The 20,295-nt window shown below is 44.0% G+C and carries 26 protein-coding genes; 20 read left to right on the forward strand and 6 right to left on the reverse strand.

Annotated elements, in window-relative coordinates:
- Position 1: 1 nt before the first annotated feature.
- Positions 2–1,444, reverse strand: coding sequence for an aminotransferase-like domain-containing protein (locus BLT53_RS17585; RefSeq protein ID WP_425284719.1), 1,443 nt, complete (start codon positions 1,442–1,444; stop codon positions 2–4).
- Between the two features lie 122 nt (positions 1,445–1,566).
- Here BLT53_RS17585 and BLT53_RS17590 point away from each other — a divergent pair, with 122 nt between their 5' ends.
- The 7 genes from BLT53_RS17590 (at position 1,567) to BLT53_RS25735 (ending at position 4,914) form a co-directional block, all read left to right on the forward strand.
- Positions 1,567–2,184 carry a LysE/ArgO family amino acid transporter gene (locus BLT53_RS17590; protein ID WP_090237041.1) on the forward strand — a complete coding sequence of 206 codons (618 nt, stop codon included), beginning with the start codon at positions 1,567–1,569 and terminating at the stop codon, positions 2,182–2,184.
- A 12-nt stretch (positions 2,185–2,196) separates the two neighbouring features.
- Positions 2,197–2,652 (forward strand): GNAT family N-acetyltransferase, encoded by a 456-nt coding sequence (locus tag BLT53_RS17595; protein ID WP_090237042.1) that lies wholly within the window; start codon positions 2,197–2,199, stop codon positions 2,650–2,652.
- A gap of 148 nt (positions 2,653–2,800) precedes the next feature.
- Positions 2,801–3,319, forward strand: coding sequence for a phosphoglycerate mutase family protein (locus BLT53_RS17600; protein WP_090237044.1), 519 nt, complete (start codon positions 2,801–2,803; stop codon positions 3,317–3,319).
- A gap of 11 nt (positions 3,320–3,330) precedes the next feature.
- Positions 3,331–3,510 (forward strand): hypothetical protein, encoded by a 180-nt coding sequence (locus BLT53_RS17605; protein WP_090237046.1) that lies wholly within the window; start codon positions 3,331–3,333, stop codon positions 3,508–3,510.
- A gap of 226 nt (positions 3,511–3,736) precedes the next feature.
- Complete coding sequence (locus tag BLT53_RS17610) at positions 3,737–4,228, forward strand: GrpB family protein (RefSeq protein WP_090237047.1); 492 nt, start codon at positions 3,737–3,739, stop codon at positions 4,226–4,228.
- Between the two features lie 18 nt (positions 4,229–4,246).
- Entirely contained in the window at positions 4,247–4,663 is a 417-nt protein-coding gene (locus tag BLT53_RS25730; RefSeq protein ID WP_342027875.1) for an MOSC domain-containing protein, read from the forward strand.
- Positions 4,660–4,914 carry a 3-alpha domain-containing protein gene (locus tag BLT53_RS25735; protein WP_342027876.1) on the forward strand — a complete coding sequence of 85 codons (255 nt, stop codon included), beginning with the start codon at positions 4,660–4,662 and terminating at the stop codon, positions 4,912–4,914. Before BLT53_RS25730 ends, BLT53_RS25735 begins: the two co-directional genes overlap by 4 nt.
- 33 nt (positions 4,915–4,947) lie before the next feature.
- Here the strand turns inward: BLT53_RS25735 and BLT53_RS17620 are convergent, their stop codons facing one another.
- Positions 4,948–5,676: a MurR/RpiR family transcriptional regulator gene (locus tag BLT53_RS17620; RefSeq protein ID WP_090237049.1), complete on the reverse strand. Its 729-nt coding sequence runs from the start codon at positions 5,674–5,676 to the stop codon at positions 4,948–4,950.
- 226 nt (positions 5,677–5,902) lie between these two features.
- On the opposite strand from BLT53_RS17620, the gene BLT53_RS17625 reads away from it, so the two are divergent.
- Positions 5,903–7,348, forward strand: a complete 1,446-nt coding sequence (locus BLT53_RS17625) for a glycoside hydrolase family 1 protein (protein ID WP_090237051.1) — start codon at positions 5,903–5,905, stop codon at positions 7,346–7,348.
- 220 nt (positions 7,349–7,568) lie between these two features.
- A complete protein-coding gene (locus BLT53_RS17630) occupies positions 7,569–8,141 on the forward strand; it encodes a non-oxidative hydroxyarylic acid decarboxylases subunit B (RefSeq protein WP_090237052.1) in 573 nt (190 codons plus the stop codon).
- 46 nt (positions 8,142–8,187) lie between these two features.
- On the opposite strand, the gene BLT53_RS17635 is transcribed toward BLT53_RS17630, so the two are convergent.
- The 3 genes from BLT53_RS17635 to BLT53_RS17645 all read right to left on the reverse strand — a co-directional run bounded on the left by BLT53_RS17635 (position 8,188) and on the right by BLT53_RS17645 (position 9,633).
- Positions 8,188–8,517 carry a DUF1516 family protein gene (locus tag BLT53_RS17635; RefSeq protein ID WP_244520495.1) on the reverse strand — a complete coding sequence of 110 codons (330 nt, stop codon included), beginning with the start codon at positions 8,515–8,517 and terminating at the stop codon, positions 8,188–8,190.
- A gap of 106 nt (positions 8,518–8,623) precedes the next feature.
- Complete coding sequence (locus tag BLT53_RS17640) at positions 8,624–9,073, reverse strand: HXXEE domain-containing protein (RefSeq protein ID WP_090237054.1); 450 nt, start codon at positions 9,071–9,073, stop codon at positions 8,624–8,626.
- Between the two features lie 65 nt (positions 9,074–9,138).
- Positions 9,139–9,633: a GNAT family N-acetyltransferase gene (locus tag BLT53_RS17645; RefSeq protein WP_090237055.1), complete on the reverse strand. Its 495-nt coding sequence runs from the start codon at positions 9,631–9,633 to the stop codon at positions 9,139–9,141.
- 137 nt (positions 9,634–9,770) lie between these two features.
- Here BLT53_RS17645 and BLT53_RS17650 point away from each other — a divergent pair, with 137 nt between their 5' ends.
- From BLT53_RS17650 to rlmD, 5 genes are all read left to right on the forward strand, one after another.
- Positions 9,771–10,346: a TetR/AcrR family transcriptional regulator gene (locus BLT53_RS17650; protein WP_090237057.1), complete on the forward strand. Its 576-nt coding sequence runs from the start codon at positions 9,771–9,773 to the stop codon at positions 10,344–10,346.
- 13 nt (positions 10,347–10,359) lie between these two features.
- Positions 10,360–10,701, forward strand: coding sequence for a DMT family transporter (locus BLT53_RS17655; protein ID WP_090237058.1), 342 nt, complete (start codon positions 10,360–10,362; stop codon positions 10,699–10,701).
- The gene (locus BLT53_RS17660) at positions 10,701–11,015 is read left to right on the forward strand and encodes a DMT family transporter (protein WP_090237060.1); all 315 of its coding nucleotides are present in this window, start codon (positions 10,701–10,703) and stop codon (positions 11,013–11,015) included. The genes BLT53_RS17655 and BLT53_RS17660 overlap by 1 nt, the downstream gene beginning before the upstream one ends.
- Positions 11,016–11,162: 147 nt before the next feature.
- Positions 11,163–12,083, forward strand: a complete 921-nt coding sequence (locus BLT53_RS17665; protein ID WP_090237061.1) for a diacylglycerol kinase — start codon at positions 11,163–11,165, stop codon at positions 12,081–12,083.
- A gap of 152 nt (positions 12,084–12,235) precedes the next feature.
- Entirely contained in the window at positions 12,236–13,624 is a 1,389-nt protein-coding gene (gene rlmD, locus BLT53_RS17670; protein WP_090237063.1) for a 23S rRNA (uracil(1939)-C(5))-methyltransferase RlmD, read from the forward strand.
- 215 nt (positions 13,625–13,839) lie between these two features.
- Here the strand turns inward: rlmD and BLT53_RS17675 are convergent, their stop codons facing one another.
- Entirely contained in the window at positions 13,840–14,709 is an 870-nt protein-coding gene (locus BLT53_RS17675) for a LysR family transcriptional regulator (RefSeq protein WP_090237065.1), read from the reverse strand.
- Between the two features lie 127 nt (positions 14,710–14,836).
- Between BLT53_RS17675 and BLT53_RS17680 the strand changes: the two genes are divergently transcribed.
- The 6 genes from BLT53_RS17680 to BLT53_RS17705 all read left to right on the forward strand — a co-directional run bounded on the left by BLT53_RS17680 (position 14,837) and on the right by BLT53_RS17705 (position 20,242).
- Positions 14,837–15,388 carry a prolyl-tRNA synthetase associated domain-containing protein gene (locus BLT53_RS17680; RefSeq protein ID WP_090237066.1) on the forward strand — a complete coding sequence of 184 codons (552 nt, stop codon included), beginning with the start codon at positions 14,837–14,839 and terminating at the stop codon, positions 15,386–15,388.
- A 49-nt stretch (positions 15,389–15,437) separates the two neighbouring features.
- Positions 15,438–16,346, forward strand: coding sequence for a DMT family transporter (locus tag BLT53_RS17685; protein WP_090237068.1), 909 nt, complete (start codon positions 15,438–15,440; stop codon positions 16,344–16,346).
- Positions 16,347–16,659: 313 nt separating this feature from the next.
- Entirely contained in the window at positions 16,660–17,322 is a 663-nt protein-coding gene (locus tag BLT53_RS17690; protein WP_090237069.1) for a Type 1 glutamine amidotransferase-like domain-containing protein, read from the forward strand.
- 308 nt (positions 17,323–17,630) lie between these two features.
- Positions 17,631–18,605, forward strand: coding sequence for a tRNA dihydrouridine synthase (locus tag BLT53_RS17695; RefSeq protein WP_090237071.1), 975 nt, complete (start codon positions 17,631–17,633; stop codon positions 18,603–18,605).
- A 393-nt stretch (positions 18,606–18,998) separates the two neighbouring features.
- Entirely contained in the window at positions 18,999–19,775 is a 777-nt protein-coding gene (locus BLT53_RS17700) for an SRPBCC domain-containing protein (protein ID WP_090237072.1), read from the forward strand.
- Positions 19,776–19,801: 26 nt separating this feature from the next.
- Complete coding sequence (locus tag BLT53_RS17705; protein WP_090237074.1) at positions 19,802–20,242, forward strand: SRPBCC family protein; 441 nt, start codon at positions 19,802–19,804, stop codon at positions 20,240–20,242.
- The last annotated feature ends 53 nt before the right edge of the window (positions 20,243–20,295 follow it).

The raw sequence follows: 20,295 nt of genomic DNA on the forward strand, positions 1-20,295 counted from the left end.
CCTATCCTTTTTTGATCATCTCCGCCACCCGCACCAGTCCCTTTTCCAATTGGGGAAGGGAGGCATAGGCATACGACAGGCGAAGGTGCAGCTGGTCGCTTCGGTCATACACCGTTCCGGGGTTCAGCAAAATACATTCCTGAAGGGCTTTTTTAAATAGTTTTTCCATTGAGAGGTTTGCCGTCAGCTTCAGCCAGATGAAGAATCCGCCAGTTGGAACCGTCCAGGTGGCGATGTCTTTGAAATGGGCATTCAGGATCTCCAGCATAAAATTCCGTCGGTTTTTCAATTTCTGACGGATGTCTTTGATATAGTTTTCATACTGCCCGCTCGCAAGCCACTGAGATACCGCATGTTGCGAGAGGGAGGAGGAGCCGTAATCCGTCTGCATTTTGATATCGGCCAGCCGGTTGATGACCGGCTCCGGTCCGACCACCCAGCCGATTCGAAGACCTGGCCCCAACGTTTTGGACATGCTCCCCATATAGACAACCAGTCCCTGACTGTCTTTCGATTTTAGCGGCGGGGGAGGCGGTTCTGTAAAATATAAATCCCCGTACACATCATCCTCAATGATCGGCAGCTTTTCGCTCGTACAGATGTTCAGTACGTCGTTTCGCCGCGATTCAGACATCAGAATTCCTGTCGGATTATGAAAGGAAGGAGTGGTGTAAAGCAATGCTCCATTATACAACTTCTTCAGCCGGGAGATTGAACTGCTTATCATTCCCTGATCATCGACCGGTATGCCATGCAGGTTCATACCTGCTGACTGGAAGACGTGGACGGAATTCAAATATGACGGGTTTTCGTGAAAAATAGTAGAGCCCCGGTGCAGCAAACCCAACGAAATCAGCTGCAGTCCCTGGAGTCCGCCGGATACAATCAAGATGGATGAAGGCGAAGCTTCAATGCCCTTTTTCTTTAAGTACATACTTACTAATTCTCGTAAATGAGGATCGCCTTTTGGCTCTGGGTAGCCCATCGAAAAAGGTGAAGTTGATTCTCGCTGAAAAAGAGCTTTTGTCTGCTCAATAGGCAGTAAGTCAGGAGATAATTCCCCGGTGCCGAGCCGAATTATATCGGGATTTGCTTCCGCCTGGTTGATGTCCTGGATGGTCTGGATATTCGGTTGATACGCACCGGATTTAACATAACTGTTCCAGTCGGGCGGTGGGGCTGAGGCGAGCAAACTCCACGTGTTGTTGACGACGAAGGTTCCTTTTCCGATCTTAGATTCGATCACGCCGTCGGCGGTCAGTTCATCAAGCGCATAGACAATCGTGCTCCGGTTGACCTTGAATTGGGCAGCGAGTTCTCTTTGAGCCGGAATTCTTGTTCCGACGGTCCACTCGCCGTTTTCGATTTTTAGTTTGATATGATCATAGATCTGCTGATGAAGGGAGGTCCCCGATCCTTTCACCGGCAGCCAGCGTGTTTCCATCATGGTTCATTTCTCCTTGCCGTGCGTTGCAAATTGGTTGGTTCGATACCGTTCCAATTGGATGGAGACGAATGCCTCCGATTCCTATAAAGTAAAGGTAACCTTAATTTAGGAGGAGAGCAATGCTACAGGCAACACTTCATGGTTTTATTTTGGCATTCGGCCTCATTCTGCCGCTCGGCGTGCAAAATATATTTGTATTCAACCAGGGGGCGGTTCAACCAAGATTTAGCCGGGTGCTGCCGGTCATCTTGACAGCTTCTGTTTGTGATACCCTGCTGATTACGTTGGCTGTTGCCGGGGTCTCTGTTGTTGTTCTCGGATCCTTTTGGATCAAAACCGTTCTGTTCATCCTTGGGATCCTTTTTTTACTTTATATGGGTGTCGTGACCTGGCGAAGCAACCCACGGCCGGTGAAGGATGAGAAAATCAATGTGCTGTCACCGAAAAAGCAGATGGCCTTTGCGCTATCAGTATCCCTGCTGAACCCGCACGCGATTCTGGATACAGTAGGCGTCATCGGAACCAGTTCCTTAAACTATGTAGGAACGGCAAAAATTGCGTTCGGGCTATCCTGTATCGTGGTTTCCTGGCTGTGGTTCCTAGGGTTAGGGATTGCCGGAAATATGCTCGGAAAGATCGACAAGTCGGGGAGAGTCATGGCGTTGCTGAATAAAATCTCCGCATTCGTCATGTGGGGTACGGCCATTTATCTCGGAACATCACTAATCAATCAATAAAGGAGAAGCATCATGAGCTGGAAACTAAAAACATTTGATGAGTTAACGACCCGTGAATTATACAGCATTTTAAAAGAGCGGACGGAAATCTTTGTCGTCGAACAAAACTGTCCGTACCTTGAAGTAGACGGCAAGGATCTGTCTTCCTATCATTTGTACACAGAAGTGGATGGCGAAATCGCAGCCTATTTGCGAATTCTGCCAGCAGGTGTATCTTACGAACAAGCCTCACTCGGCCGTGTAATTGTTAAAAAAGAGTATAGAGGGCAGGGGCTCGCACAGGAACTTCTGCAGAGAGGCATTGATTTCACATTGAACGAACTAAACGAAGATACGATCAAAATCCAGGGGCAGCACTACTTGGAGAAGTTTTATAGCTCGTTCGGATTTCAGACGATTTCAGATGTGTATATGGAAGATGGCATTCCGCATGTGGATATGCTGCTGCAGAAGAACGCAAATAGATAAGGAACGAAGAACTGCTCCCTTCCAGAGCAGTTCTTTGTATGTTACAGGATTTTACATAAATATGTAGAACTATTTTGTTGGTATAACCTTAAAAGACTATTTTGCGTCTCGCCTTAAGAAACTAGCAGGAGAAAAGGGAGAGGTTCTTATGCAAATTCTATTAATTCGCCATGGCGAATCAGAAGACGACTTTTTGGATGAGGGTTATGTAGGTTCCACAGATTTACCGTTAACTGAAAAGGGAGTCTTACAGGTTCAGAAAATGGCCAAAAGGGTATTGTACGAATTCCCGCCGGAATTAATATGGAGCAGTACACTGAAACGAGCAAAACAAGCAGCAGAAATGTTATCTCACTCCACTCGTTGTCCAGTAGAATACTTAGACGATCTGATTGAAATGCAGAACACGGAAGATAGATTGGCGTTTAGAAAACGCGGTCAAGAGGTTTTATCCTTTATTAAATTAAAAAGCGGTGACTTCAGCAGGATTGCGATAGTTACTCATGGCGGCATGATTACTCAAATTGTTGAAAGCTTTCTGGAATTGCCCACGGAAAATAATATATGGTTTCACACGGATTATACGGGGATACACCTTCTTGATTATTACCAAGATAAGAGGATTATTAGATTTTCAAACAGCACTTCACATTTGCAAGGTTTGTAGGTGGAGGTTTGATGGAACATCTTCACCTTTCCCAGGAGCCTGAGTCTCAACACGGCTTCCGGACAATTTCGGATGTATTTATGGAAGACGGCATTCCGCATGTGGATATGCTGCTGCACTTGTATCACATGATCGAATGTTCATCGAGCGCGTTGGAGATTGTATATTTGCGATTGAGGAGCAAAAACTAGTAAGAAGTAGATAATAAAATATAGAAAGGACCCTCTTTCATACAGGGTCCTTTTTGCTGTGCAAACTTGTGAGCAATAAAGAAATGTTTTATGTAGGCGGAGAACAATTATACGATGCCTCCTATGAGCCTTTGGGTGCTAGCCGGAAGGACATATGTCATCTTGTTTTTTTTCAGGATGTGCTAAACTATTGGAAAATCTTATACATAAATTAAGGGAGAAATTGATGGAACACGTTCATTTTTCACACAGCACTGTCTTTCAAGAAAAGGCAGAACAGACATTTTCACTACATAAAAAAATAATCCAAGAAAAACTTCCACGTGCGGATGTCCAGCATGTGGGGAGTACGGTGATTCCCAACTGTATAACCAAGGGGGATCTCGACATACAGGTACGCGTTCTGCCCGAAGATTTTCCTAAAGCCTTGGCAGCCTTGTCTAAACGGTATGAAATTAACGAAGGCAGTGTGGCAACGGAGAGCTTCAGGGCATTAAAGGACGATTCCACCGACCCGCCGCTTGGTGTACAACTCACAGTAATCGACTCCGAATTCGATTTCTTTTGGAAATTCCGGGACGTTTTATTGCGAAAGGAAGAATACAGAAAAGAGTATGATGACCTTAAAATGCAGTTTGAGGGAAAAGATATGGAAGCCTACCGGGACGCGAAGAACGAATTTTTTCAAAAATTGATGAAAGAGCCTGAGTTTCAATGATAAGGAGATGAGGTTTTAATGAACCAGCAAACCTACACAGTTCAATCATTGAATGAAGGAAAAATTGAAACGCTAACCTATGGAAAACGAACCTTTGAGTCGGCGATCCGGAAAGAGGCGGTTCAAGAGTGTATTTTTCTAAGCAAAATCGGATTAGCAGGTGATGAGCAGGCTTATGAACATCATGGGGGAGAGGATAAAGCGCTATGCTTATATCCTTACGACTACTATCCGTACTGGAGTGATATTTTAAAGAATTTCAGTCAGACTGCTCTTTTTGGCGAAAATATTACCGTGAAAGGCTTGACGGAAGAGAATGCGCATATTGGAGATATGTTCACATATGGAGAAGCGGTGATTCAGGTTTCTGAACCCCGTAATCCGTGTTACAAGCTTGCGGCAAAGTATGAAGTGCCGGATATGGTGGTCGGATGAGGGACACAGGCTATACAGGCTTCCTGTTCAGGGTGCTGAAAGAGGGGTTCATTTCGCCCGCTGATAACTTGGTGTTACTTGAGCCGCATCCAGTACAAGTTCCGGTTTCACTGATAAATGACGTGAAGTTTTTTGACCGGTTTAACCAAGTTAAGCTTGAGCGAGCATTATCGGCCGATGCGTTATCGGAAGGAATTCGCAAAACACTCCTCAAACAGTACCAATCCAAAACGAAAAACAGCTGGGGATAAAATGAAACAGATCCTGCTCTACAGGATCTGTTTTTATGTGAGCTGTTTATGAATTTCACGGGCGATCGATTCAAGGATATAGATTACGGGAACTTGTGTGGTGATATTGGACTGCTCCACAAATTCCTCGGTGACATAATACGGAATGTTGAGGTCCGATAGTTTGGCCACGGTGGAGAGCTTTTGATTCGTGATGCTGATGATTTTGATGCCTTCCTGTTTCAGTTGGTGAAGATGAGTGACAGTGAACGGGTTTTCCCCGGATACGGACAGGGCAATGGCCACACTGTTGGCCGTAAGTTTTGAATGAATCGGAAAGTGGGGATCTTTAATGTACAGCGAAAATTTCCCCAGGCTGGAGAAATAACGTGCGCCGTATTCGGCAAGAATTCCCGAGCTTCCGATTCCGATGAATATCACATTATTTGCCTCGAGCACGAGTTCTGCCGCTTCTTTAATTTTCTCATCGAGATCGCCTTTTAACGTGCGCTCGAAAAACTCCACGACGGATTGCTGAGGGCTGTTGAGTCTCGCTTTTTTCGTTTGTTCCAGCTCCATTTTCAGCTTAACTTTGAACTCGGAAAAACCGGCACAATTTAATTTTTTGCAAAAGCGAAGAATCGTAGCGGTCGAGACATGCGTTTCATCAGCGAGCTCACGGATTCGCATATATACCACTTTCCCGCTGTGCTGTGATATATAGTTATATAGAGCCATTTCCAGCTCATTAAACGAAGCAATCATTTCATTTGAAAATAACATGGCTTCAAATCTCCTTATGTCCTATATCCTCATCCTACCACAATAGCTCCTTATGTAACACAGTGTGACATTCCAGTCACAAGTGATTCTCCGTGTGATACAAAACCAAATATCTGTCTCCCGTTTATTTTCCTGCCGAATCACGTTACGATTTTAATAAAGCGTATTGAACACTGTAAAAAACACATCATAACAAGTGTTAACCATAGATACGGAGGTCATCCATTTGAAAACATACACGTTCCCTGAAGGCTTTTTATGGGGAGGAGCAACAGCTGCCAACCAGATTGAAGGCGGTTTTGGCGAAGGAGGAAAAGGTTTAAATATTGCTGACGTTCTTCCAGGCGGAAAAGAACGGTATGATATTTTGCTTAATCCGGGTTTTGATTTTAAGGTCCATCAGGATAAGTACCGTTATCCGAACCACGAGGCGATTGATTTTTATCATCGGTATAAAGAAGATATTTCGCTGTTTGCGGAAATGGGTTTTAAAGTATTCCGGCTTTCGATTGCCTGGACCCGGGTTTTTCCGAACGGTAATGAACTGGAGCCCAATGAAGAAGGCTTGGCGTTTTATGACCGTGTCTTTGACGAGCTTCATAAGCATGGGATTGAGCCGGTTGTGACGATCTCGCATTATGAGATGCCGCTCCACCTTGTAACGGAATACGGCGGCTGGAGAAACCGGCAGGTGGTCACTTTCTTTGAGAGGTACGTAAATGCTATTTTCAACCGGTATAAAAATACCGTGAAGTACTGGATGACGTTTAATGAAATCAACAGCGGCCTGTTCATGCCAATCCAGGGACTGGGTTTCGCGATTCAAAAGGAAGAGGATAAGTACCAGCCGACATTCCAGGCGTTTCATCATCAATTTGTGGCGAGTGCGATTGCGGTTAAAGCATGCCACGAAATCATTCCGGAAGCCAAAATTGGCAACATGATCCTGTTTGCGCCGGTCTATTCCTATGACAGTAACCCGGAAAATGTGATGTATGCCTATGAGGAAGAGCGCCTGTTCAACTACTTCTGCGCAGACGTGCAGGTCCGCGGAGAATATCCATCGTACATGAAGCGTTATTTTAAAGAACACGGTATCGAGCTGGACATCCAGGACGGCGATCTTGAGCTCATAAAAGAAGGGACCGTGGACTATATCGGTTTCAGCTATTATATGTCCCGCACAGAAAAGAAGGAGAAGACTGGAGGGGAAGCATCCGAAGGTAACATCATTGGCGGTGTGAAAAATCCTTTCTTGAAAGCGAGTGACTGGGGGTGGGAAATCGACCCTGAAGGCCTGCGTATCAGCTTGAATAAACTGTATGACCGCTACGAGGTTCCTCTGTTCATTGTGGAAAATGGGCTGGGTGCGTATGACAAAGTGGAAGGCGATGGCTCCATCCAGGATGACTACCGCATCGACTATCTGCGGGAACACATCAAAGCGGTGGGAGAAGCGATTGAAGACGGTGCTGAGGTTATGGGGTACACGAGCTGGGGCTGCATCGACCTGGTGAGTGCCTCTTCCGGCGAATTTTCCAAACGGTACGGAATGATTTACGTCGACAAGCAGGACGACGGCAGCGGAACCCTTGAACGGAAAAGGAAGAAGTCATTCTTCTGGTATAAAGAAGTCATTGCCTCCAACGGGGAGAGGTTAGATTACAAATAAAGGGAAGCTGGCCGGTAAAGTTTCGAGTTCAGCTTGGATTTGAAAAAAGAGCGCTATAGGCGTTCTTTTTTGTGGTTTTAGTGGGTTTTATCTGGGTGAGATAGGTGAAGTTGGAGCACGGGATGTCATTTACCTGCAATTATGACTATAATAAGCCTGTATGTATAATGATCGTGATAAGGTATATATAGACTCGTTGATAAAAGAAGGAGAACGATAGATGAAGATAATTGTGGGAATGTCAGGAGCGACAGGGGCTATTTTTGGAATCCGGCTTCTGGAGCTTCTGAAAGAAACTGAGGTCGAGACGCATCTGGTCATGTCTTCATGGGCCGCTGCGACAATTAAAGTAGAAACAACGTATACTCCGCAGGAAGTGGAGAAGCTGGCCGATTATACGTATTCATATAAAGATTTGGGAGCCAAAATATCCAGTGGTTCCTTTCAAGTGGACGGAATGATTGTGGCACCGTGCAGTATGAAAACACTGGCATCGATCCGTATGGGAATAGCAGATAACCTGGTCACACGCGCAGCGGATGTTATATTAAAAGAGCGAAAAAAGTTATTATTGTTAACGCGTGAGACGCCTCTTAATGATATTCACCTTGAAAACATGCTGTCACTATCACGCATGGGAACAATCATTTTCCCTCCTATGCCTGCATTTTATAACCATCCGGAAACCATTGATGATGTTGTTAATCATATTGTATACCGGGCATTGGATCAGTTTGGCATTCATATGTCGGATGCAAAAAGATGGGCCGGCATAAACAAATCACAAAAGTAAACGAAAAAATCCGGCCCTCTATTAAGAGGAAGCCGGATTTTTTTGATTATCCAATAACGTTATAAGCCAAAAGCAGTACGAGCGCGAACAGGATGATGAGAACGATCCACATCGCTGCCATCGGATTGCCCTTGCGTTTGCGGGCCACCATCATTTCCATGACGCCGATCAGCACGATGGCGAGGATTCCTTTTATTACATAATGAAGCGGGAAGTTCAGCTGGGCGAGCATACCCACGCCGGACACGATCATGATGAGGTAAAAGAGGCGCTGCAGCATGAGCGTCACTTTTTGTCTTGTGAAGTATGTAATCAGGAACAAGATGATCAGAATCGCCCATGAACCGGTATGCGATTGATAAAAAATATTGAACAACGAAATTTCCTCCTTTTCAAAAAACAAATAAGTGCCTTTTCACATATTAATAGTATCGGTTACCTATTGTTAAAACAAGGGAAAGCCTTCAACATCCGCAAATTGTTCACGATTGAAAAATCAGGGTGCCCGCAATGACTGCGCCAAGTGCGAGCGGGATCTGAATAATGAAACCCGCCGCCAGATACTTCGCAAGTATCCAGCCCTTTATGGAATTGTTTTTCCAGACGAAATAGGCATATGGAAAAATCAAAAGCACTGAGGTGACCACACCGGGTGTGTATCCGGTAAAATAAATCGCCTGCAGCACATGGGTGAGTCCATTCATAACCAGTACGGCAGTGAGCAGCCGGAAAATGGGCCGGCGTTCCCCTAAGTTTTTGGTGATATAAAAGCACAGCGTCAAAATCAAAAGAAAAATAATCCCTACGCTGATCGTAAACGTGCGAGTGTTGATGCGATCGACCGGCATCCAGTTGAAGGGGGCCTCGTTTTTATGTGCATTGAGAAATGGTTTAATCCAGAGAATTTCCTCAGTATCATGAAGAAGAAACACACAGCCAGAGCAACTTCAGCAACAGACTCTTTTCCGCTCCGGGGGGCTGTACATTCAGTTCTGCCCTAGTCATCGAGCATTTTATACATCATAACGTCATCCACATATTGTCCGTTAATGCGAAATTCGTTCACCAGTACTCCCTGGCGGATAAATCCGCATTTTTCATAAAAACGGATCGCTCGTGGGTTGGTGGCCATGACCCGAAGCGAAAGCTTGGTTTTGCCAAGGCGCTTCATCCAATCTTCGCCTTCTTTCATCAGTGCCTGGGCCACTCCCTGTCCCTGAAAATCCGGATGGATAGCAAGAGCCAATTCCGCGACATGCTGGTTGCTCTCAAGGTGTGTAGGGATGCGGTAGGAAAAAGCACCGCACACCCGGTCACCGGATAGCGCGAGCAGCTGGCTGCCTTCCGGACAGTGCTGTGCATATTCTTCGGTAGAGGTGTAGCGGATCTCTGCCGGTGTGTTCTCTGTGTTCCACACTAAGTTTTCAAGTTCCGTCAATTGCGGAAAGTCAAAGCGATTGGAAAAACGATAGGTAAGATTTATAGTGGTCATCAGTTTTCTCTCCTTTTTTAAGTTCCCTTCATTATTTTCTATCTTACTTTGTAAAAACCTTCCTAAAGCGATTCCATTGACAACGGCAAAAGGTTGTGAGAAAATCCTACCTAACGAACGGTAGGTAGGTGATAAATGTGACAGCAGATAAAATTAAAGCCGTGGCGCTCACTCATTTTGCCAATCACGGATACAGCGGGGCATCACTCGCCATGATTGCGGCCGATGTGGGGATCAAGAAACCCTCCATCTATGCCCATTTTAAAAACAAGGATGAATTGTTTTTGGCTGTAACCGAAGAGGCGGTCCAGAACGAATGGGAGCAGGCGGTCGATTATATAAAAAAGGGCGGCCAATCCTTTAAGGAGAAGCTGTATGGATATCTGAAGCTGCAGAAGGAAAGCTACGAACAGGATGAACGGGCTAAGTTCTGGCTCCGGACGTCATTTTTTCCGCCGGAACATTTACAGCAGCAGATCATCGAATACGTATACCGCTATCTGGATCAGATGGAAGACTTGCTGCTTCAGGAGTTTGAGGAAGCGAAGGCACAGCATCCCGAATTGGAAAACCTGGACATTAAACAGGCCGCCAAAGCGTATATTGCGCTTTTAGACGGAGTGTTTGTCGAGTTGCTGTACGGCGGAAACGACCGGGCTGAGGATCGGCTGGAGTCATCCTGGTATATGTATGAACGTGCGTTATTCAATTAAGAGGTGAAGGAAAATGAATCGATATTGGTTTTTGGTGATTATGGGAGGATTGCTTGAAGTGCTCTGGGTGAGCGGGCTGAAGCATGCGGAAACACCGCTCGAGTGGACCGCAACTGGTCTTGTGATCGTTGTGAGCTTCTTTCTATTAATTCCATGTTTAAATAAGTTGCCGGTCGGAACGGTGTATGCGGTATTTACCGGACTCGGGACAGCGGGAACCGTACTTGCGGAAATGCTGTTCTTCGGGGTGCCGTTCAGCTGGGCGAAAGTCTCGTTAATCGCGCTGTTGCTTGTCGGGGTGATGGGTTTAAAAGCCGTAACCGGAGAACCTGAAGCGAAGGGGAGTGAAGTATAATGGGCTGGCTCTATGTCATTATTGCCGGATCGTTTGAAGTGCTGGGTGTGATCGGGATGAACCGGATCTCCAGAAAGAAAAACTTCGTGTCCATCCTCGTTCTCATTCTCGGTTTTGTATGCAGCTTCTCGTTTCTATCGCTGGCAATGGAAAGCCTGTCCATGGGAACGGCCTATGCGGTCTGGACCGGGATCGGTACGGTCGGCGGCGTGCTCATCGGCATGCTTTTTTACGGAGAGTCCCGGGACTGGAAGCGGATATTATTCATGTCCATGGTCGTTGCCGCAGCGATTGGACTGAAAATAATTTCATAAATATTTCCTTTTTTCGGTTTTGCTTTTTTGAAGGGGAATCACTATAATAAGAGATGGTATTAAGCAGTCCAGGTTTGGGCTGTTTTTCTGGTTCAGGCATATCATGTTAATAAACAAATCATTAGAAAAAACAAATCAGGTGAAACTATGAAACGTGCTCGACTTATATACAATCCCACATCCGGAAGAGAAGCGATCAAAAAACAGCTTCCGTATATTTTAGAACGTTTGGAAATTGCAGGCTATGAAACGTCCACCCATGCCACGACAGCCGAGGAAGGCTCTGCCACAAAAGCGGCCAGGCTTGCCGGTGAGCGCGGATTTGACCTTGTCATTGCCGCTGGCGGTGACGGAACGATCTATGAAGTGGTCAATGGGCTCGCGGATCTGGAAGAGCGTCCGAAGCTCGGCATCATTCCGGCCGGAACGACGAACGACTTTGCCCGTGCGCTGGGTGTTCCGCGTACGATTGAAGGGGCATGCGACGTGCTCTGCCAGGGTGCAGAGATTCCTGTGGATATCGGAAAGGTAAACGATAAGTTCTTTATCAACATTGCCGGCGGCGGCCGAATTACCGAGCTCACGTATGAAGTGCCAAGCAAGCTGAAGACGATGATCGGCCAGCTCGCGTATTTCCTAAAAGGAATCGAGATGCTGCCATCCATCCGTCCGACCTATGTTGAGATCGAGTATGACGGCAAGCTGTTTCAGGGTGAAATCATGCTGTTTCTCGTGGCGAACACGAACTCCATCGGCGGTTTTGAAAAACTCGCGCCAACGTCGGAGTTCAACGACGGCATGTTTGACCTTATCATTTTGAAAAAAACGAACCTGGCTGAATTTGTTCGTATCGCCACCCTTGCTTTGCGCGGGGAGCATGTGAATGATGACCATGTCATCTACACAAAAGCAAACCGGGTCAAGGTCCGGCCAACGGATAAAATGCAGCTCAACCTGGATGGTGAATTCGGCGGACTTCTGCCGGGCGAATTTGTTAACCTTCGCCACCATTTCCAGATGCTTGTGCCAAAAGACCGCGTTCAAATTACAGAGGATGGGACTCTATAAGAGAGTCTCATCTTTTCTTTTTGCCCGTTACGGCACTTGGCATAAGGGTATACTTGAGAGTATGTTAAACAAACGTTTCATTAAACGATCGTTTAAGAAGAGGCAGGTATGCTACAATCAGGAAAGAACTGAAGATAAAGGAACGATGTACAATGGCAAAGGCGAAAGCGCCGGTCTCAAAAAATCAATTATATGAAGTGGAATTCACCGACCTGACCCATGACGGATCGGGTGTGGCGAAGGTAGATGGATTTCCGTTGTTTGTTCCGAACGGCCTGCCGGGCGAGCGTGCCATGGTTAAGGTCGTTGGTTTGAAAAAAGGATACGGCTTCGGCCGGTTGATGGAAGTGACAGAAGAAAGTCCGGACAGGGTGGACCCGCCATGCCCGGTTTATAAAAAGGGCTGCGGCGGCTGCCAAATTCAGCACTTGTCCTATCCGGGACAGTTGGAGTTTAAGCGCAAGCAGGTGAAAGATGTGCTGCGGCGCATCGGCAAGATTGAAAATGTCCCGGTGCTCCCGACACTTGGCATGGGAGACGAGCCGTGGCGCTACCGCAACAAGGCGCAAGTACCGGTTGGTGAACGCGAAGGCCGTCTCATCACGGGGTTCTACCAAAAGCGCAGCCATGAAATTGTGGAAATGGATACCTGCATTATCACAGGCGATACCGCGGATGAAGCGATCCAGGTGGTCAAAGAGATCCTGAACAAGTATGGCATCACGCCGTATGATGAACAGCGCCATAAAGGCATGGTCCGCCATGTGATCGCCCGCTTCGGCAAAACGACAAACGAGCTCATGATGGTCCTCGTGACCAACGGAAAGGATTTGCCGAACCGCAAAAAAATCGTGGAAGACATTGTGGACGCCCTACCACAGCTGAAGTCGGTCGTGCAAAACATCAACACGAAAAAAACCAATGTTATTTTTGGCGACGAAACGAAGGTTCTCTGGGGCTCGGAATACATTTACGACTATATCGGCGACATCCAATTCGCAATCTCGGCCCGTTCGTTCTACCAGATCAACCCGCAGCAAACGAAGGTCCTGTATGACCAGGCCCTGAAATACGCGGAGCTGACAGGGGACGAAACCGTTATTGACGCGTATTGCGGCATTGGAACCATTTCACTTTTCCTGGCGCAAAAAGCGAAAAAGGTATACGGCGTGGAAATCGTGCCGGAGGCTATCGAAGACGCCAGACGAAACGCCGAGCTGAACGGTCTCGATAACGCCGAGTTTGCTGTTGGGGAATCCGAAGTTGTCATTCCGAAATGGAAAGAGCAAGGCATCACGCCAGACGTGATCGTCGTCGACCCGCCCCGCAAAGGCTGTGACGAAGCCCTGCTCCAAACCATTATCGAAATGAAGCCTAAACGTGTAGTCTATGTAAGCTGTAATCCATCTACACTGGCGAGGGATTTAAGGATTTTGGAGGATGGCGGATTTAAGACACTCGAAGTGCAGCCGGTGGATATGTTCCCGCAGACGACACATGTGGAGTGTGTGGCGCAACTTATAGTAAAAGAAGGCAACTAACCCTTATGGGTGTTGCCTTTTTTATGTTTCTTGAAATCGATTAACGAAGCTGTATTGAATACAAATGCTGCCGTCTTGTCCACAGGTACCTTTATCGATGAATGGGAATGAGGAACTTGGGGGAGTACCTTGAGTTTGGGGACTTCTTTTAGCTTATCTCCAAGATTGATAACAAAATTTCATTTGCGCATTGGTTTTTGAATCGTCATACTCATTTACTCTCTGTTCCTATATGATAAATATTCTAAAAATTTCTTGGACGCAAGGGTAAGGGATTTTTGTTCCCTCATAGCAACACCAATATTTCTAAAAGCAGGAACTTCAAGCTCTTTAGCAATAATTTTGTGGGGAATACGCTGTAATATCAATTCTGGTAATATACTGATTCCCAGCCCATTTTCCACCATAGACATAATGGCATAGTCATCCCATGTTGTAAAATTAATATGCGGTGCGATTTGGTGTCTCTCAAAAATTTCGGAAATCTCTGTTTTCGCTCCCTTTTCCAATAGCATAAATGGACTGTTCAATAAGCCGTTGATGGGAAACTTTTCGCAATTAGAAAGAGGATGATCGTGTGGGATCACTACCAGCAAACGGTCTTGTTCCAAAAATACAGTTTCAAGTTCTGCTGTTGTCGGCAGCCGCACAAATCCAAAGTCAACACGCCCATTAAGGATCCAGCTTTCAATTTCCGTGTAATCACCAAGCAGAAATTCAAAATCAATCATTGGGTAATCCTTCTTGAAAATATTAATAATGTTAGGAAGCCAATGAGATGCTACGCTGGAAAATGTCCCAATGCGAATGATACCGGATTCCAAATTATGCAAGTCTCCAATTTGCTTCATTAAGATTTCGTATTCATTGCAAATTCTCTTTAATTGAGGCAATAATTTTAAACCCTCTGAGGTTAAATTGATACCCGTACGTCCTCTTTCAAAAAGAAAAATCCCCCATTCCTTTTCTAAATCATTAATCATACGGCTAATCCCGGACTGTGAATAGTCCAATATTTCGGCAGCTTTTGTAAAACTGCCCAATTCTACTGCTTTGACAAATGCCATATATTTTTGGATATTCATAGCTCTTTCCTCATTCCATCTGGTTTTATCATGGGTATCATGATAAACATTCGTTTTTGTAATGGATGTGGGTATGATACATTATTGCTATTCATTATTCAAGTTAGGAAAGGAAAGGTGTATAACGATGTTTTTTGTGAGTGATATTTTGGGAAAAGCACCGGACAGCTACAAGTCTTATCTTCAAGAAAAGGTCTATGAATCATTGGCAGAGTTACAGATTCCATTTGAGCGTGTGAATACAGATGAAGCCATTTCCATGGAGGACTGCATTGAGATTAATCACAAATTGAATATGAAAATGGTAAAAACGCTGTTTCTCTGTAATAGTAAAAAAACTGAATTTTATTTATATATAACCACCGCAGATAAACTGTTCAAAGCAAAGAATTTCAGCAATACGCTCGGCATATCACGTGTTTCTTTTGCTCCTGCGGAACTAATGGAACAAATTCTTGGCGTGAAAATTGGAGCAGCTACTGTATTCAGTGTTTTAATGGACAAGAAAAATCTTGTGCAAGTGGTTTTCGATAAGGATGTTCTTTTAGAAGAGTGGTATGGATGTAGTGATGGAACGACAACCGGATATATGAAGGTTAAAACTGAGCTCATCGTCAATAACTTCCTAACCTATGCAAAGCACATTCCGAAAGTAATTGAAATGCAAAATATAAACTAATTAAGCATCTGCGTAGATAAGCTGTTTCGTGGATCCGTAGGAGTAAATGATGAAATCTAAAATTCAGTTTATATTATCAATGGTTATTTTCGGTACCATTGGTTTAGTTGCACGAAACATTGATCTAACTTCGAGCGAGAGAGCTTTACTAAGCAGTTCCATAGGCTGCTTATTTTTATTGTTAATATTCTTCGCAACTAAGAAAAAAATATCATGGAATTCCGTTAGATCAAATGCTTTAATTTTGATCCTTTCAAGCATAGCATTGGGAGGTAATTGGATTTTTCTTTACCAATCTTATGACCATACAACAATTGCTAATGCAACGCTAGGTTATTACTTTGCGCCTGTTTTTGTGATGATTCTTTCACCATTTGTACTTGGGGAACCATTATCTATCAAGAAAATTGTATGTATTGGTGTAGCAATCATAGGAATGTTAATGATTGTAGGAGTTGGCCTGAAAGCATCCAGCACAGATGATTTTCTTGGACTTTTGTTTGGATTACTTGCAGCTGGATTTTATGCTGCGTTATTGCTTCTAAATAAATTTATTAAAGATATGAGCAAGTTAGAGTTGACCATCCTTCAGCTGGGAGTAACCACTTTGCTTTTAATGCTCTATATTTTCATGACTTCCAGCTTTCGTATCTTTGAAGTATCAAGCTTTTCCATTCCTTTTATCTTAATTTTAGGGATTATAAATACCGGGATTGGGTTTTGGTTATTTTTCTCTGGTATGGAGGGTTTAAAAGGACAGAGTATAGCTATGCTGAGTTATGTGGATCCATTTGTAGCTATATTAATTTCTGTAATAATCCTGCAAGAAAAGATGACAATTGTTCAGATGCTTGGTGGTTTACTACTATTAGTTTCTACATTTGTTAGTGAAATAAGATCAGTCAACTGTTCCGATCAATTTAAAAAAACAACAGCTGAATACCGTTTAAAGCAGTGAAGATAAGTGAATTAAGAAATTAATTAATGACGGAAAAGTCAACAGATGAAGTGCGGCATTGCTCCATAATTTTAAATTTGCAGTCCGGACACGTTGAGTGTGTCGCGCAGGTTATAGTAAATGAAGGCAACTAACCTTATATGGAAGTTGTCTTTTTCGTGTTCTTACAATGGTTTTTCAAATTGCGAATTGAATCAATTCTCCCTTGACTCTAATTACACCCTCATATAAACATTAAGATAGAACATGAATCTGCATACCCATAATATAAGTCAGAAGAATTAAAGACACATAAAGACGAGGGAGATGTGTTATGAAATTACTTCTTACATCTGGGGGCATTAGTAACAAAAGCATTCGTGATGCGCTGGTGGATATGCTGGACAAGCCGATTGAAGAGTCCAACGCTCTCTGTATACCCACTGCGGTGTACGCCATACCCGGAGGTGCATGGAACGCATGGAAGTTCTTGAATGGACAATCTGGGGCACCGATGTGTGAGGTGGGCTGGAAGTCTATGGGGGTGCTGGAACTCTCGGCGCTGCCGAGCCTCGGTAAAGAGCATTGGGTTCCGATGGTGAAGGAGATTGACGTTCTGTTAGTGGATGGCGGTGATCCATTGTATTTGAATTACTGGATGAAGCAGTCCGGACTGGCAGAAATCTTGCCGTCGCTGGATTCAGTTTATGTAGGACTCAGTGCCGGGAGTATGGTGATGGCACCGAACATCGGGGAATTCTTCGTTAACTGGACTCCACCCAGTGGCGGTGATGAAACGCTGAATCTGGTCGATTTTTCCATATTCCCGCATCTGGAGCACGAGATGCTGCCGTACAACACGATGGCTAATGCAGAGAAATGGGCAGCAGGGATGAAGGGGCCGGCGTATGCAATGGATGATCAGACCGCCATTAAAGTGATTGATGGAGAGGTCGAAGTGGTATCTGAAGGGCAGTGGAAACTGTTCACGCCATGATCTTATTAATGGTGCACGAGGAGTGTATGGCGAATTTTGAATTAAAACTATCTAAATAAAATAGAATATTTACCAGTCTGGCCCTGATCTCGCTAAAAACATATGTTTGCGATTTTGGGGTTTTTTCCTGGTAAATCTTTATTTTAACTATAACAGTGGAATAATGGTTGATAAAGGCAGAACTTATCCGTTTGATAATAAGGGTTTAAGCATGGTATAAATGTAAAGGAAGCAGGGACATTTTGCTTTTTAATTTTGGGATAAGGGTTTGTTATGTATCCCATCATGAGAGGATTTGGGTTTGAATTATGAAAGACAATTTTTGGCGTGATCTACCACGACCATTTTTTATATTAGCACCAATGGAAGAAGTGACGGATGTTGTTTTTCGTCATGTAGTCAGTGAAGCTGGCAGACCTGATGTTTTTTTTACAGAATTCACAAACAGTGAAAGTTATTGTCATCCAGAAGGCATTCGGAGTGTGAAAGGGCGTTTGACGTTTACTGAGGATGAACAGCCAATGGTAGCCCACATATGGGGAGATAATCCCGGAAATTTCCGGCAAATGAGCATTGGCATGGCGGAAATGGGTTTTCGGGGGATTGATATCAATATGGGCTGTCCTGTACCGAATGTGACACAGAATGGGAAGGGAAGCGGCCTGATCCGTCGTCCGGAAGTTGCGGCAGAGCTAATACAAGCTGCAAAAGCAGGGGGATTACCCGTAAGTGTAAAGACAAGGCTTGGCTTTTCTGAGATAGACGAATGGAAGGATTGGCTGACACACATCTTGAAACAAGACATTGTCAATCTATCCATTCATCTGCGCACAAGGGATGAAATGAGCAAGGTAGATGCGCATTGGGAGCTGATCCCGGAGATCAAGAAACTTCGTGACGAGGTGGCCCCTGATACTCTTTTGACAATCAATGGGGACATTCCCGACCGTCAAACGGGCTTGAAGCTCGTTGAGCAATATGGTGTCGATGGGGTTATGATCGGGCGTGGGATTTTCCATAACCCATTCGCCTTTGAAAAGGAGCCGAAAGAGCATAGCAGTAAAGAATTGCTGGATCTTTTAAGACTTCATCTGGATCTCCTTGATCAATATTCCGAATTGGAGCTGCGACCTTTCACAGCTATTCATCGCTTTTTTAAGATCTATGTCAAAGGATTCAGAGGAGCAGGTGAATTAAGAAATCAATTATTCCACACAAAGTCAACAGATGAAGTGCGTGCCTTGATCAATCACTTTGCTTCAAAGAATCCTGATTTATTTTAGTTAAATGATCGGCTAAAAAGTAAAAAGCACAGCTAAAACGGTGTCTTAAATAATATTGCTGACGGAATCAGGTGACACTGGTTCCGTTTTTTTTAAGAATTACCAATATCCCATGTGTGGCAACATACAGTCCGGACATGTTGAATCAGTCGAGTAAATAGTTCTACGGTAAGCAGGAATCGTAAAAATCTTCAACCGATGACTGTGAAACCTCCGTAATCAATAAAATTATCGCTTTAGTAAAAGGCAACGATTCCTTTTGAGTGTTGCCTTTTTATATTTTTAAGAAGGATTGACTAGTTTTTCTCTACATGTTACTATTAGGTCACTTATTAAATGTTACCTTTAGGTCACTTGAAAGATTTCCGATTGTTACTGTGAGAGGAGTCTGAAATGAAAGAAGAGCTTTCGAGCGTGTTTAGAGCTTTGGATCATCCGATTCGAAGAGGAATTCTTGACCTGCTCAAGATATCACCAAAAACAACAACTGAACTTAATGATTTTTTTCCTGATGTTACTCGATATTCTATTATGAAGCACTTGAATATTCTGGAAGACGGAAATTTGGTTATCGTTCGGCGTGAAGGAAAATATAGAAGAAACTTTCTAAATGCGGTACCTCTCCAAGAGGTGCATAATCGCTGGGTAGGAAAATTCGTACAAACTGCGGCAAGTTCATTAATAAACTTACAAACCACAGTAGAACAAGGGAGGACTAATACAATGGAAACTAAAAATAATCAATTTCATATTGAGCAAGAGATTTTTATGAATGCGCCTAGAGAAAAGGTTTACAAGGCATTAACGGAAGATGTACAGGATTGGTGGGAATTCCGCCTAGCTCCAAAGGATCAAAGTTCTCAATTGATTTTTAACCCCGTTCTGGGAGGGCAATTCATTGAAAAATGGGGAGAAAATCAGGGCGCTGTTTGGGGAAATGTTTATTATGTGAATGCCCCTGAAGAAATTCGTTTACAAGGTCATCTTGGGATGCAAGGAGCGGTAAATAGTGCTTATACCTATCGGCTAATTGAGAAGGATGGGGGAACCCTGCTTCAACTTTCGCATACTGCGTCAGGTATTATTAAAGAGGATTGGAAACAAGAGCATACTAATGGATGGGAATATCTCCTGGGTACTTTATTAAAAAATTACCTTGAAAATAAATAAGGTCAAATATTTGGAGGATAACCCGGATGGTAGATGTTGTAACAGAAATTACTATAAACTGTCCTATAGATCAAGTTTCAAGCTATTCATCTGACCCTGAGAATGCACCGACTTGGTATGTAAACATTCATTCAGCGGAATGGAAAACATCTAAACCACTTATAATTGGTTCAAAAATTGCTTTCAAAGCAAAGTTTTTAGGCAGAGAGCTTGCATATGTATATGAAATTGTTGAAATTATACCAGAAAAGAAGCTTGTAATGAAAACGGCCAATGGCCCTTTTCCGATGGAAACGATTTATATTTGGTCTTCTTTGGATCATAATCAGACTCGAATGATATTAAGAAACAAAGGAAACCCAACAGGCTTTTCTAAAATCATTACTCCATTGATAGCAAAGATGATGAAAAAGGCAAATATGAAGGACTTACAAAAACTAAAATATATCCTTGAAAATCCAAGTTAGTAAAACAAAGTACAATCTATAATGGTTTTCCTGATCACGTCTTTTTAGTGACG

Origin of the sequence: Fictibacillus solisalsi, assembly GCF_900103485.1 — a bacterium.
Taxonomy (GTDB): domain Bacteria; phylum Bacillota; class Bacilli; order Bacillales; family Fictibacillaceae; genus Fictibacillus_C; species Fictibacillus_C solisalsi.

Bases quoted from the DNA above. Each gene is read 5' to 3' on its own strand.
- BLT53_RS17585 (WP_425284719.1), bottom strand. From the start codon at position 1,444: ATGGAAACACGCTGGCTGCCGGTGAAAGGATCGGGGACCTCCCTTCAT.
- BLT53_RS17590 (WP_090237041.1), top strand. From the start codon at position 1,567: ATGCTACAGGCAACACTTCATGGTTTTATTTTGGCATTCGGCCTCATT.
- BLT53_RS17595 (WP_090237042.1), top strand. From the start codon at position 2,197: ATGAGCTGGAAACTAAAAACATTTGATGAGTTAACGACCCGTGAATTA.
- BLT53_RS17600 (WP_090237044.1), top strand. From the start codon at position 2,801: ATGCAAATTCTATTAATTCGCCATGGCGAATCAGAAGACGACTTTTTG.
- BLT53_RS17605 (WP_090237046.1), top strand. From the start codon at position 3,331: ATGGAACATCTTCACCTTTCCCAGGAGCCTGAGTCTCAACACGGCTTC.
- BLT53_RS17610 (WP_090237047.1), top strand. From the start codon at position 3,737: ATGGAACACGTTCATTTTTCACACAGCACTGTCTTTCAAGAAAAGGCA.
- BLT53_RS25730 (WP_342027875.1), top strand. From the start codon at position 4,247: ATGAACCAGCAAACCTACACAGTTCAATCATTGAATGAAGGAAAAATT.
- BLT53_RS25735 (WP_342027876.1), top strand. From the start codon at position 4,660: ATGAGGGACACAGGCTATACAGGCTTCCTGTTCAGGGTGCTGAAAGAG.
- BLT53_RS17620 (WP_090237049.1), bottom strand. From the start codon at position 5,676: ATGTTATTTTCAAATGAAATGATTGCTTCGTTTAATGAGCTGGAAATG.
- BLT53_RS17630 (WP_090237052.1), top strand. From the start codon at position 7,569: ATGAAGATAATTGTGGGAATGTCAGGAGCGACAGGGGCTATTTTTGGA.
- BLT53_RS17645 (WP_090237055.1), bottom strand. From the start codon at position 9,633: ATGACCACTATAAATCTTACCTATCGTTTTTCCAATCGCTTTGACTTT.
- BLT53_RS17655 (WP_090237058.1), top strand. From the start codon at position 10,360: ATGAATCGATATTGGTTTTTGGTGATTATGGGAGGATTGCTTGAAGTG.
- BLT53_RS17660 (WP_090237060.1), top strand. From the start codon at position 10,701: ATGGGCTGGCTCTATGTCATTATTGCCGGATCGTTTGAAGTGCTGGGT.
- BLT53_RS17665 (WP_090237061.1), top strand. From the start codon at position 11,163: ATGAAACGTGCTCGACTTATATACAATCCCACATCCGGAAGAGAAGCG.
- rlmD (WP_090237063.1), top strand. From the start codon at position 12,236: ATGGCAAAGGCGAAAGCGCCGGTCTCAAAAAATCAATTATATGAAGTG.
- BLT53_RS17675 (WP_090237065.1), bottom strand. From the start codon at position 14,709: ATGAATATCCAAAAATATATGGCATTTGTCAAAGCAGTAGAATTGGGC.
- BLT53_RS17680 (WP_090237066.1), top strand. From the start codon at position 14,837: ATGTTTTTTGTGAGTGATATTTTGGGAAAAGCACCGGACAGCTACAAG.
- BLT53_RS17685 (WP_090237068.1), top strand. From the start codon at position 15,438: ATGAAATCTAAAATTCAGTTTATATTATCAATGGTTATTTTCGGTACC.
- BLT53_RS17690 (WP_090237069.1), top strand. From the start codon at position 16,660: ATGAAATTACTTCTTACATCTGGGGGCATTAGTAACAAAAGCATTCGT.
- BLT53_RS17695 (WP_090237071.1), top strand. From the start codon at position 17,631: ATGAAAGACAATTTTTGGCGTGATCTACCACGACCATTTTTTATATTA.
- BLT53_RS17700 (WP_090237072.1), top strand. From the start codon at position 18,999: ATGAAAGAAGAGCTTTCGAGCGTGTTTAGAGCTTTGGATCATCCGATT.
- BLT53_RS17705 (WP_090237074.1), top strand. From the start codon at position 19,802: ATGGTAGATGTTGTAACAGAAATTACTATAAACTGTCCTATAGATCAA.